Here is a 13,320-nt window from a genome sequence, read left to right as displayed (position 1 = left end):
AACCTTATTCTACCATAATAAGAAACTTGAAAAAAGCTAAAAAAACTCACGAACCATTGTTTTGGTCCGTGAGAGCTATCGAAAGGATGAGTTAAGCTTTATCAGCTGAACCGAACCAATCAATATGGTTTTTAGCTTCCTTGATGATTGCTTCTTTACCAGGCGCCAATAATTTACGAGGGTCAAAGCCTTTGCCTTGTTGGTCTTTGCCATCTTCAATGTATTGACGAGTTGCTTTAGCAAATGCAATTTGGAATTCAGTGTTTACATTAACTTTTGAAATTCCCATTGTAATAGCTTTTTCAATTTGGTCTTGTGGAATACCTGAACCACCATGTAGTACTAATGGCACATCTTTACCTACAGCTTCTGTGATAGCTTGTAAATGGTCAAAGTCTAAACCTTTCCAGTTTTCAGGGTATACGCCATGGATATTACCAATACCACAAGCTAAGAAGTCAATACCTGTATTAACCATTTGAATACATTCGTCGATATCAGCTAATTCACCTGTACCCACAATGCCGTCTTCTTCGCCACCAATTGTTCCTACTTCACATTCAACAGACATGCCTTTTGCATGTGCTCTTTTGACAACATCTTTTGTTTTTGCCAGGTTTTCTTCAAAAGGGAGAGATGAACCATCAAACATTACTGAAGTATATCCAGCTTCGATACATTCTAACGCATGTTCATATTCACCATGGTCTAAATGAAGAACAACAGGAACGGTAATGTTCATTGAATCAATTAAGTTATTTACCATATCAACAACTAATTTGTAACCGCCCATGTATTTTGCAGCGCCCATAGAAGTTTGGATTAATACTGGTGCATTTTTTTCTTGCGCAGATTGAAGAATCGCTTGGGTCCATTCTAAGTTGTTTGTGTTATAAGCGCCAATTGCATACCCATTCTTACGTGCTTCCTTAAAAATTTCTGAGCCTGATACTAATGACATAATAGTTTCCTCCTAAATTTTAATTGAACGTTTTTTACTAAGTCTTACTTAGTCAACATCTTTATTTTAGCAAATTATTCCAATTTTTTCTACTAAATCTAGAGGATTCTGTCGATTTTCCAACTTTTTCGCGTCTTAAACACCTGAACAGAAGAAAATTTTCAGAAAAGAAATGAACTTTATCATTCTTTAAAAGCCTGTATAAGAAATATCTTACTATGATTTAAAAAACTCGAAAAGCTTCTCTCAGCTTTTCGAGTTAAAATACTTTAATCTTCTTTTGATGCCAAGGAAGCTTCCACAAAACCTTTAATTAATTTTTGTGGACGGTTCGGACGAGAGATTAATTCTGGGTGGAACTGACAGCCAACAAAGAATTTATTTTCAGGAACTTCTACAATTTCTACTAAATGGTTATCTGGAGATACACCAGAAAAAACCATACCACTTTCTGCAAAAGTATCACGGAAATCATTATTAAATTCATAGCGGTGGCGATGACGTTCTTGTACCACTTCTTCTTCTTGATAAGCTTGTGCTGTTTTCGTTCCTTTTTGCAACTTACAAGGATAAAGTCCTAGACGTAGTGTTCCACCTAAGTCCTCTACTCCTTCTTGATCAGTCATCAGATCAATAACATTGTATGGCGTTTCTGGATCTCTTTCGGTAGTATTAGCGCCTTCTAAGCCAATCACATTTCTGGCAAATTCAACACAAGCCATTTGCATGCCTAAACAAATCCCTAAAAATGGGACGTCATTTTCTCTTGCATAACGAATGGTTTCGATTTTTCCTTCAATTCCGCGATCCCCAAAACCGCCAGGAACTAAAATACCATCGACATTACCTAATATATCTTCTACATTTTCAGCAGTAATTTCAGCAGAATTTATCAGTTCAACATCAATGTCTGAATTATAACAAAAGCCAGAATGTTTTAATGCTTCAATAACTGAAATATAAGCATCAGGTAACTCAACATACTTTCCTACAATAGCAATACGAACAGTCTTTTGTAAGTTCAGCACACGATCAACTAACCCTTGCCATTCTGTCATATCTGCTTCTGGTGCGTCTAGATTCAGATGATCTAAAACAATTTTGTCCATTTTTTGTTTTTGTAAATTTAATGGAATAGAATAAAGTGTATCAACATCACGAGATTCAATCACAGCTTCCGGCGCAACATCACAAAACTGCGCTAGCTTATTTTTCATCCCTTGAGAAATCGCTTCTTCAGTTCGTACCACTAAAATATTGGGTTGAATGCCTAAACCTCGCAATTCTTTTACGCTATGTTGGGTAGGCTTCGTTTTCATTTCCCCTGCTGCTTTTAAATACGGGATTAAGGTCGTATGAATATAAAGCACGTTATCTGAACCTACGTCTCCTTTCATTTGACGTAGTGCTTCCAAAAAAGGTAAGGACTCGATATCACCAACAGTACCGCCAACTTCTGTAATAATGACGTCTGAATCCGTCATATTAGCTGCGCGCATAATTTTTTCTTTGATCTCATTGGTTATATGCGGAATGACTTGAACCGTAGCGCCTAAGTACTCGCCTTTTCTTTCTTTACGAATAACTTCTGAATAAACTTTTCCCGTAGTAACATTAGAATATTGGTTTAAATTAATATCAATAAACCGTTCGTAATGTCCTAGATCCAAATCGGTTTCTGCGCCATCATCTGTTACAAATACTTCCCCATGTTGATATGGACTCATTGTGCCTGGGTCGACATTAATATAAGGGTCGAACTTTTGGATCGTTACTTTCAATCCACGGTTTTTTAATAAACGACCTAAAGAAGCCGCTACAATCCCCTTTCCGATAGACGAAACAACGCCGCCAGTTACAAAAATGTATTTGGTCATAACAAAAAACTCCTTATCCTTTTTTCAGGTGCTGTTTTTAGAAATAAAAGAAAACTCCCTATTCAGTTTGAATAGGGAGCATTATTTACTAAAACGATCATAGCTCTTTAATATAAGAGCGCCCAAGCAAAATATTACCTTGTTCATTTAAGAAAGTCAATCGTTAAAAAACAATTTTATTAATAAAGTTCTAAATACTGATCTCTTTCCCAATCTGATACAGTTTGTCTAAAGGCTGCCCATTCCATTTGTTTTGCTTCAACAAAGTTTTCATAGATATGAGTTCCTAAAGCATTAATCATTACTTCATCATCTCTTAATTCTTTAAGTGCATTATGAAGTGTGGAAGGTAAATCAAAAATTTGTGCCGTTTCACGTTCTTCTTCACTCATCACATAAATATTGCGATCCACACCTTCTGGCGCTACCATTTCGTTTTGAACGCCATCTAGTCCGGCTTCCAACAAAGCAGCAAGTGCCAAATAAGGATTCGCTGAAGGATCAACTGAACGCAACTCCAAACGAGTAGACAAGCCTCTTGAAGAAGGAACACGAATCAGTGGTGAACGATTATGTCCTGACCAAGCCACATGTACAGGCGCTTCATATCCGGGTACTAAGCGTTTATATGAATTAACTGTCGGATCACAAACGGCGGTATATGCTCGCGCATGTTTAATTAAACCAGCCAAGAATTGATAAGCCGTTTTACTTAGCTCCAACTCGCCGCTTTCATCATAAAAGGCGTTTTCTTTTCCCTTAAATAAAGACATATTGCAATGCATGCCAGAACCAGCTATTCCTTCCATTGGCTTAGGCATGAAAGTCGCATGTAAATTATATTTTCTAGCAATCGTTTTAACCACTAACTTAAAGGTTTGTATGCTATCACAAGCATCGACAGCATCTGCATATTTAAAATCGATCTCATGTTGTCCTGGTGCTGCCTCATGATGAGAGGCTTCTACTTCATAGCCTAGTTTTTCTAACTCTAACACAATATCACGTCGGCAATTCTCCCCTAAATCCATAGGAGCAAAATCAAAGTATCCGCCATGATCATTCAAATGTTGAGTGATATTTTGATTTTGGTCAAGTTGAAATAAGAAAAATTCTGGCTCTGGCCCTAGTTCAAAAGAAGAAAATCCTAATTCTTGCATATGTCTTAATACCCGTTTTAAGTTTCCACGAGGGTCGCCCGCAAACGGTGTACCATCAGCATTGTAAATATCACAAATTAAACGACCCACTTTACCATGTTCAGCTTCCCAGGGAAAAATCATCCAAGTGGTTAAATCAGGATATAGGTACATATCACTTTCTTCAATGCGCACAAATCCTTCAATAGAAGAACCATCGAACATCATTTTTTGGTCCAGTACTTTATCCATCTGACTGATCGGTACTTCTACATTTTTTATCATACCACTAATATCGGTAAACATTAGTCGTAAAAATCGAACATTTTCTTTTTTGGCAATCTCTTTAATCTGTTCTGCGGTATAATCTACTTTTGGCATATATTTTTCCTTCCTTTACGGCGGTTTGTAGTAAGAGACAAGTAAGTACGGTAAAACTATAGCTTAGGGCGTTGAGAATCAAAAGGACCTTTGGGATTGAGTCCACCTTGGGATAAAATTTCATCATAAAAAATACGTCGGACATCTTTATCTGTTAACGGTTTTTTATTTTTTGCTTGTTTTTCTTCTTCTTTTCGCATCTTATAAACATGCTTGATACCGGCCATATTTAAACCATCTGAAAGATAATCTTTAATTTCTAGCAGGATATCTATATCATTTAAAGAATATAGACGTCGATTGCCTTCGCTTCTTTCAGGATGAATTAAATCTTGTTCTTCATAGTAACGAATTTGGCGCGCGCTTAAATCCGTTAATTTAATGACTGTACCAATTGGAAAAACTGACATTGAACGCCGCAGCTCTTTTTCACTCATAGGCTTACTCCTCTTTCTTTCATTCGGTCAAGCTACCTAGCAACTATACCAATTTATGTTATAGCTGTCAACAGTTTATGTTATAAAAGCTAACACAAAAAAAATAAGAGCAGTCAGACAATCCCGCTGCTCCTACTTTGCCTGTTCCATACGAGTAATAGCAAAAGAGTGCTCTTTAGCAAAACCTTTGGCTACATACTGCTGTTTTTCTTCTTCAAAATCGGTTGAAACAAGCAATGTATTTTGTTTTAATTTTTCTAACAAACGTCCTTCATCCGGCGCTAAAACTAAAGTATAAGGCTGTAATTTTTCCTTCATAATTGATTGGATCGCTTCAATGAGTTTATCCTTACTAGCAGGATCTTTTGCTGAAACTAAGACATAAGGAAATAATGTGGGAACAAATTGCTCTTTATCTATCAAATCCGCTTTATTATAAACCACCAAAACTGGAATTTGACGCAATTGCAAGTCGTCCATCAACTTTAAAACCGTTTGCTCTTGTTGCTGCCGATTTTCAGCAGAAGCGTCAATCACGTGCAGTAATAAGTCCATATTTTGACTTTCTTCCAAAGTTGAGTGAAAAGCGTCAATTAATTGCGTGGGTAAGTCTTGTATAAAACCAACTGTATCAGTAATCGTGACTTCAAAACCTTCTGGCAAGCGCCATTTTTTAGTCAGTGGATCCAGCGTTGCAAATAATTGATTTTCTTCATAAGCATCTGCGCTTGTCAATAAATTAAGTAAGGTCGATTTTCCAGAATTGGTATAGCCAACTAGACCAATTTGGTATACTTGTTGTTCATTTCTTTGTTGACGTGTTCTTTGGCGATGTTGCTCCACTTCTTTTAGCTCACGGCGAATACTTGTCATTTTTTTGCGAATTAAACGTCGATCAGTTTCTAGTTTAGTTTCCCCGGGGCCTCGGGTACCAATACCACCTCCAAGTCGCGACAAGGTTTTTCCTTGACCGATGATCCGAGGAAAGGAGTATTCTAATTGCGCCAATTCTACTTGCAGTTTACCTTCTTTGGAACGTGCACGTTTGGCAAAGATATCTAGAATTAACTGAATCCGATCAATGGTAGGCGCCTCCAATGCGTCTTCAATAATTTGCCCTTGTCTTGGTGTTAACTCATGGTTAAAAATCACCAAATCGATCGCTTCTTTGTCAATCGTCTGTCTTAATTCTTCCAACTTTCCTTTACCGATAATGGTTTGATGATCAAATTGTTCTCGATTTTGTTCGATAGAAGAAATCATGGTACCATTAGCAGTTTGTGCCAAATTTTTCAATTCAAGCATAGATTCTGCGAAATTATGATGATTTTCCGGCGTCTGTACGCCAACTAAAATCACTCGTTCTTTTTTTACCATACTACACCTCCAACCACTGTGCGACTTCTTTTTTGATCTGTGCTATTTCCTGAGGTTCTTGGAACAAATCGAACCAATGAAAAAACATGCGGTTATTAAACCAAGTCAACTGTCTTTTGGCATAGCGCCTTGAATTTCGTTTGATAAGATCGGTCGTTTCTTGAAGACTACGTTCTTTGGCAAAGTATGGAAAAAACTCTTTATAGCCAATTCCTTTTGCTGCCTGACTGTCGGGATATTTTTTTACTAACGCTGCTTCTGTGATAAGTCCACTTTGTATCATATCATCCACACGTGTATTAATACGCGCATGCAAAAGCGAACGATCAGTGGTTAGTCCAATCATAAAGCTATCATATAATGGTTTGGGCGCTTTTTCTGGCGCAATAATACTTCTTCCGGTTTTCTCTTTTACTTCTAAAGCGCGAATAATTTTACGCTGATTGTTCATATGAATCTTTTTAGCAGCTAAAGGGTCCTTTTTTTCTAATAATTCAAAAAGTGCTTGTGGACCTTCATTTTCTGCAAAAACTTCATATTTATGACGAAGTTTATCATCCTGCTCTTTTTGCGTTGCACCTAATTGATAATCATAAAGGAGGGATTGAATATACAATCCAGTCCCTCCCACAATAATAGGTAAATGCCCTCTGTTACAAATTTCAGTAATTTTTTGCCGTCCTTGCTTTTGAAAGTCGGCTGCAGAATAACGATCTCCGATATCACAAATATCGATTAAATGATGAGAGACTCCCTCTTTTTCTTCTTCGGTAACTTTGGCCGTACCGATATCTAATTGTCGATAAATTTGCATAGAGTCACCGCTTATGATTTCACCCGCAAAAGATTTAGCTAGTTGAATGCTCAGGCTTGTTTTCCCGACAGCTGTCGGTCCTGCAATGACTAACACTTTTTTCATGTCTTTTGTTGATTCCTTCTCTTAGCCAATTGTATTTCTTCCGGAAAATCAGTAAACGCGCCGGAAACTTGTAGGTCCATTACTTTTTTTAAGTTTTCTTCATCATTGACGGTCCATGGACGAACATCAATAGGATAATTAGGAACTTCTGCATCATGTGCCAAGGCCCAATCAAGACTCGGGTGAATGCCCTTGATATATGAACGATCCATCGCCATATTCGTCGCTTCTTCTGAATCCTTCATTACTAAATCAATTCGCGTTTTAGGTTCAAGTTTATGAATACGTTCTAATGTATCTAAATTAAAACTGGAATACCAATAAATAAATGGCCATTCTTGACTCAGCATAAGATCCGAAACTTTTTCTTCAATACCCGGATAGTCTTCCACATTTGTTTTAAGTTCAATTTCTACGATCCCTCGATAATTTCGTGCAATCAGTAAGTCAGTCACTTCTTTTAACGTGGGCACTTTAGTTGATGCATATTTTTCATCAAACCAACTGCCCGCATTCAATGCTTTTATTTCCGCAAGTGTTTTATCTTTAATAGCACCCTTACCATTGGTCGTGCGATTTACTTGTTCATCGTGCATAACAACTAGCTCATTATCTTTCGTTAGTTGAACATCTAATTCAATACCTTCTGCTCCTGCGCGAATCGCTTCAGCAAACGAAGGCAAAGTATTCTCGGGCCTTGTGCCACTAGCTCCTCTATGAGCAAAAATTTTCATCGGTCTCACTCCAATCAGAAATATTGTAACATGTAACGATAAAATCAACAAAAAAAGAAGAAACAGCGCTTTGTCTCTTCTTTTGGCTCATTATAAAGGTTTGGAAAAGTAGGTCAACGGTTCATCGCTGACTTTTTTCATTTGATTTTTCTTTTCATAAATCATTTCTGTTAACTCATCAGAAAGTTCTTCGACCAACATACGCGCGCCTTTAAATGTATAGCCGCCAATTTGAACCGTTTCTTCAGGAGATAAAACGACCTTACGAGTAGCAATTCTTTTAAAAAACTCATCCAAAAAATAATTAGGTAAATAAAAGCTATTTTGAGCTGCAAAAGAATGTAAATAAATATAATCATCCACCGTAATATAGCAATCATCAAAAGCGTTAAAACTGGTGTATTGCTCCATCATAATGACCCGTTTATCCAAAATTTCTACTATTTTTTTATTTAATAATACTAAAGTTTCAATCTCTTTGACCTTATGCTCTAGCATTCTTCTTTTTTCATCTTTACGTTGATCATATCGTATACGTAAATTAAACGCGACCGTTACAACCAATGCGCCAATTAGCACTCCTAATAAGCTTGCGATAAAAACTTGCATTTAACTTGCCTCCCCATTAAAAAATAATTGATGTCTTTATTCTACCAAATTTTCTTTATCATAGCCAAGGTTTTATATTTGACCTTTATTGACCAAATATGTATACTAGCTATTAGAAAAAGATAAATGGACGTGATATAATGTCTTTTAAACGTCTATATTTTCTATGATTTAAAAGGAGGAACATGAAATGAATTTAATTCCAACAGTAATTGAACAATCAGCCCAAGGGGAAAGAGCGTATGATATATACTCTCGTTTATTAAAAGATCGTATTATTATGCTAAGTGGTGAAGTAACCGATGATCTATCTAACTCCATCATTTCACAACTACTATTTTTAGATGCACAAGATTCGGAAAAAGATATTTATTTGTACATTAATTCGCCAGGTGGTAGTGTGACAGCTGGTTTTGCCATTTATGATACCATCAACTTTGTCAAAGCTGACGTGCAAACCATCGTATTAGGTATGGCAGCCTCTATGGGAAGTTTCCTATTAACCGCTGGTACCAAGGGCAAACGTTTTGCTTTACCAAATGCTGAAATCTTGATTCACCAACCATTAGGCGGTGCGCAAGGACAAGCAACTGAAATCGAAATTGCTGCTCGTCATATCTTGAAAACACGTGATCGCTTAAATGAAATCTTGGCTGAACGTACAGGTCAATCACTTGAAGTAATCAAACGCGATACCGACCGTGATAATTACATGACTGCTGAAGAAGCCAAAGAATACGGCTTGATAGATGACATCATGACCAACAAATAAACAATGATTAAAAGTGCCATTGTCTTTACTATTTTGGGTAAAGGCAATGGCTTTTTTGTATTTAATAATAATTTAAGAAGACTATTAGGACCTAATTCTTTTTATATTCAGTGTACTTGCCGTCCAGATAATCTTTGCCTAATTGGCAATAATGATCTACGTTTTCTTTATTGCCTTTAATTTCTTCTGGCGTTAATTCTCTAATCACTTTTGCTGGTCGTCCTAAAGCTAAGGAATTTGGCGGAATCACTGTTCCTTGGGTCACTAAGGAACCGGCACCAATCATACTGTTCTCCCCTATCATTGCATTATTCATAACAATCGAACCCATACCGATTAAAGCGCCGTCTTCAATTTTACAACTATGCAACAAGCACTGATGTCCTACAGTAATGTTGTTACCGAGCACACAAGAAATATCATGATCAACATGAATCACTGTTCCGTCTTGAACATTCGTCCTATCTCCTACAAAAATAGGGGCGTAATCACCACGAAGCACACTATTAAACCAAACAGTTACCTCTTTGCCCAAAGTCACATTTCCAACAATCGTAGCATTTTCTGCAACAAAATTTTTCATAGTTTCCTCTTTCTAATCCAATTAAAATAAGAATATAAAATTATAAATGAGGGTTTCTTTCTCAAACTTCCCTTCATTATTATCAAAATGAAGGGACCTCTCTCGAACTTCCCTTGATTTTGGATAAAATGAAGGTTCCTTTTCTAAACTTCCTTTCATTTCATCTAAAATGAAGGCTCCTTTGTTTAACTTCCCTTCTTTTGTAAAGTATATCATATCACTCACTAGCAACAAAAAAGCGACACCAACTTATAGTCAGCGCCGCTTTTTCTCTTATTCTTGGTCTGCAAATTGGCTATTATATAGCTCTGCATAAAAACCATTTTTAGCAAGTAAAGTATCATGCGTTCCTTGTTCGATAATAGAACCATGATCCATAACTAAAATCAAATCCGCATCACGAATGGTTGACAAGCGATGGGCAATAACGAAACTGGTCCGTCCTTTCATCACTTGATCCATTGCTCTTTGAATCAATGCTTCTAGACGGGTATCTACTGAACTGGTTGCTTCATCTAAGATCAAAATTTCAGGATCAGAAATAATTGCCCTTGCAATTGTTAATAATTGTTTTTGTCCAAGAGAAACATTATCTCCTTCTGAAGCAATTTCCATATCATAGCCTTCTGGTATCGTCCGGATAAAGTGGTCAACATTGGCTGTTTTAGCAGCATCTACTACTTCATAATCGGTAGCATCTAACTTACCAAAACGAATATTATCTGCGATTGTCCCACCGTAGAGCCAAGCATCTTGTAATACCATACCAAATAATGAACGAACATCACTTCGGTTCATTTCCTTAGTATCAATCCCGTCGATTTTGATCGCGCCATCATCTACATCATAAAAACGCATCAACAGATTGATTATAGTTGTTTTCCCAGCGCCAGTTGGACCAACGATCGCTACGGTCTGACCTGCTTTTACACTCAAGTTCAAATCTTCGATCAATGGCTCATTTTGTTTATAAGAAAAATAAACATGATCAAATTCAACATCACCTTGGACATATGCAGGCAAAGCTACTTCATTTTCACTTGCTTTTTCTTCTTCTTCATCTAAAACTTCAAATACACGACGAGAAGAAGCAGAAGCACTTTGTAGCATAGCAGATAATTGCGTGATATTTCCCATTGGTTGACTGACTTGCCAAATATATTGGATGAAAGCTTGTAGTTGACCAACCACAATCACACCACTTAGGACATTTAAACTACCAAAAACCGCAATCACTATATAAGTTAAGTAAGCCGTTGATTGAACCAATGGCATCATAAGTCCTGAAATAAATTGCGCTTTAAACCCATTTTCTTTAACAGAGCGATTTACTTTTCTAAAGTTTTCGGATGTTTCATGTTCACGTCCAAAAAGTTTAATGACATTAAAACCTGTCATATGTTCCTGTACAAAACCATTCATTTCACCTAAAGAGTTTTGCATTCCATTAAAGTATTTTTGCGATTTTGAAATAACAAAACGCGAAATAAAATAGGAAGCTGGAATCATAAGTACAGCTGCTAGTGCCATATAAACATTAATATAAAACATCATTGAGACAGATAATACAATACTCAAAAAAGCATTCACTAATTGAACTAATGATTGTTGTAAAGCGCCACTAACAACATCCACGTCATTCGTTACACGTGAGAATACATTCCCTTGTTGGTGAGTATCAAAATAAGAAACCGGCAACCGATTGATTTTATGCGAAATATCTTTACGCAAATCCTTCATCGCCGATTGTACAACACCGGTCATTAACAAACCAGCAGCCAATTGTGATCCCCCATAACCAATACCAATAAGGACAATGGCGATTACAGTTTGTTTGATGTAAGCAAAATTTATCGGATCGCCATTTGAAATATTACGACTGATTTCTGTGGTCGGAAGTCCTGTAACATAAGGCAAGGCGGTATTAAAACCCACCGTTGCAACTACCAGAAACATGACGAAAATAAATTTAAATTTATAAGGTTTTACTCAAGTTTCGCATACCCAAAATGATGATGTCCCTTTGATAGAACAACGCTGATAGTAAAATAATGGTTCGCTTGACTTTTGTTCAAAGGATACAAAAAGAACTCCTTTTGTTTTATAATGGATTTAACGACAAATCTAAAAACAAGGAGTTCTTGCTCTTATGATACACTTAAAAAACATCAAAAATCAATTACCAAATGAAATGAACGCAATTTTTTCTGAACTGAACGTCCTGAAATGTTTACGACAAACCTCTATTTGTAAGCAAAAAGGCTATTCTCCCGCCATTATTTTTACTTTTCTTTTCAGTTTAGTGTTTAAGGGCAAGACCTTGAACCAAGTCCTCAGCGGACGTGAAGCAGATCAATATATGAAGAAAGATACCGTTTACCGTTTGATGAACGATCCGCACAATAATTGGCGTAGCTTTCTGCTTCGTTTTAGTGCTTCTGTGATCGAAAAGATCCATCGATTAACAGATCCAAGTACCCATCTACGTACGCTTGTTTTGGATGACTCAACGTTCTATCGAAATCGAAGTCAGAAAGTGCCTGGTTTGGCGCGCCTTTGGGATCATGCTTTACAAAAAGGTTATAAAGGCTATCGCATGCTAACTTTAGGCTTTTCTGATGGGTACTCTTTTATTCCTATTGATTTTGGATTGCTTTCAGGCAAAAACCAAGTCAATCAAAAACAAGCGGAAAGTGATCAAAGAACGAGTGGGGCAAAACGCTTCAAAGAAGCCCAACGATCTATGCCTGATGTGGCCATTGAGATGGTGCAAAGAGCCCTTGATCAAGGCGTTTACGCCAGTCATGTGTTAATGGATAAATGGTTTACCTCTCCTAAAATGATCGATCGTTTGCATGATTTAGGCATCCATACCCTAGGTATGGCAAAAAATGGCAAGACCCAATATTTTTATCAAAGACGTTTATATAAATTAAGCGAACTCTACCAAAAGTCAATAAAGGAATACTGTCAAGAAGCCATCATTTCCTCTATTATTGTTCAGCCAAGCAGCGGGAAGACCCCCGTCAAAATCGTTTTTGTCAAAAATCGGAATAACCAAAGTGCTTGGTTAGCCCTTATGACAGATGACCTGACTTTGTCATCCCAAGAAATCGTGAAGACGTACTCGGTTCGCTGGGACATAGAAACGTTCTTTAAAGTTTCCAAATCTCTCCTTCATTTGTCACAAGAAACCCAAACGCGCAATTATCAAGCCTTGATTTGTCATACCACCATTGTGTTCACGCGCTACATCTTATTAAGTTGGCAACAACGCTGTGCCAATGACGAGCGGACCTTAGGCGGCTTATTTTATGAACTTGCTGACCAAATAAAAGAACTTGACTGGTCGGTGGCTTTATTAGAACTAATGGACATTTTGCAAGCAGTCAGTGAAAAAGCGAGTCATAAACTACAAGACTTCATTGAAAGTCAACTGCAGCTCTGGATCGATACGCTGCCCAATTATATCAAGGCTTATCTACCGAATTTGGTGTGCGAAACTTGAGGTTTTATATATTGTCCTACACG

The 13,320-nt window shown here is 37.1% G+C and carries 11 protein-coding genes and 1 pseudogene; 2 read left to right on the top strand and 10 right to left on the bottom strand.

The window, feature by feature from the left end:
- Window positions 1-91: 91 nt before the first annotated feature.
- The 8 genes from C7K42_RS00170 to C7K42_RS00135 all read right to left on the bottom strand — a co-directional run bounded on the left by C7K42_RS00170 (window position 92) and on the right by C7K42_RS00135 (window position 8,434).
- Window positions 92-961 carry a class II fructose-bisphosphate aldolase gene (locus C7K42_RS00170; protein WP_094243729.1) on the bottom strand — a complete coding sequence of 290 codons (870 nt, stop codon included), beginning with the start codon at window positions 959-961 and terminating at the stop codon, window positions 92-94.
- A gap of 269 nt (window positions 962-1,230) precedes the next feature.
- Entirely contained in the window at window positions 1,231-2,838 is a 1,608-nt protein-coding gene (gene pyrG / locus C7K42_RS00165; RefSeq protein ID WP_014124373.1) for a CTP synthase, read from the bottom strand.
- 179 nt (window positions 2,839-3,017) lie between these two features.
- A complete protein-coding gene (gene glnA / locus C7K42_RS00160) occupies window positions 3,018-4,358 on the bottom strand; it encodes a type I glutamate--ammonia ligase (RefSeq protein ID WP_061841035.1) in 1,341 nt (446 codons plus the stop codon).
- 56 nt (window positions 4,359-4,414) lie between these two features.
- A complete protein-coding gene (locus tag C7K42_RS00155) occupies window positions 4,415-4,795 on the bottom strand; it encodes a MerR family transcriptional regulator (RefSeq protein WP_014124371.1) in 381 nt (126 codons plus the stop codon).
- A 132-nt stretch (window positions 4,796-4,927) separates the two neighbouring features.
- Window positions 4,928-6,172, bottom strand: a complete 1,245-nt coding sequence (gene hflX / locus C7K42_RS00150; protein WP_014124370.1) for a GTPase HflX — start codon at window positions 6,170-6,172, stop codon at window positions 4,928-4,930.
- Window position 6,173: 1 nt separating this feature from the next.
- Window positions 6,174-7,091, bottom strand: coding sequence for a tRNA (adenosine(37)-N6)-dimethylallyltransferase MiaA (gene miaA, locus C7K42_RS00145; protein WP_094243730.1), 918 nt, complete (start codon window positions 7,089-7,091; stop codon window positions 6,174-6,176).
- Window positions 7,088-7,825, bottom strand: a complete 738-nt coding sequence (locus tag C7K42_RS00140) for a glycerophosphodiester phosphodiesterase (RefSeq protein WP_014124368.1) — start codon at window positions 7,823-7,825, stop codon at window positions 7,088-7,090. The genes miaA and C7K42_RS00140 overlap by 4 nt, the downstream gene beginning before the upstream one ends.
- Window positions 7,826-7,915: 90 nt before the next feature.
- Window positions 7,916-8,434, bottom strand: coding sequence for a hypothetical protein (locus C7K42_RS00135; protein WP_069028763.1), 519 nt, complete (start codon window positions 8,432-8,434; stop codon window positions 7,916-7,918).
- Between the two features lie 190 nt (window positions 8,435-8,624).
- On the opposite strand from C7K42_RS00135, the gene clpP reads away from it, so the two are divergent.
- Entirely contained in the window at window positions 8,625-9,206 is a 582-nt protein-coding gene (gene clpP / locus C7K42_RS00130; RefSeq protein WP_014124366.1) for an ATP-dependent Clp endopeptidase proteolytic subunit ClpP, read from the top strand.
- Between the two features lie 91 nt (window positions 9,207-9,297).
- Here clpP and C7K42_RS00125 read toward each other — a convergent pair whose 3' ends face one another.
- Window positions 9,298-9,789, bottom strand: coding sequence for a gamma carbonic anhydrase family protein (locus C7K42_RS00125; protein ID WP_014124365.1), 492 nt, complete (start codon window positions 9,787-9,789; stop codon window positions 9,298-9,300).
- Between the two features lie 273 nt (window positions 9,790-10,062).
- Window positions 10,063-11,778: pseudogene (locus C7K42_RS00120) on the bottom strand (ABC transporter ATP-binding protein); the annotation flags it as partial.
- Between the two features lie 160 nt (window positions 11,779-11,938).
- On the opposite strand from C7K42_RS00120, the gene C7K42_RS00115 reads away from it, so the two are divergent.
- Window positions 11,939-13,297, top strand: a complete 1,359-nt coding sequence (locus tag C7K42_RS00115) for an IS4 family transposase (protein ID WP_124175371.1) — start codon at window positions 11,939-11,941, stop codon at window positions 13,295-13,297.
- The last annotated feature ends 23 nt before the right edge of the window (window positions 13,298-13,320 follow it).

The sequence above is a fragment of the Tetragenococcus halophilus subsp. halophilus DSM 20339 genome (assembly GCF_003841405.1).
Taxonomy (GTDB): domain Bacteria; phylum Bacillota; class Bacilli; order Lactobacillales; family Enterococcaceae; genus Tetragenococcus; species Tetragenococcus halophilus.
The sequence above is the reverse complement of the archived record's forward strand: the minus strand, read 5'-3'. Positions and strand labels throughout refer to the sequence as shown.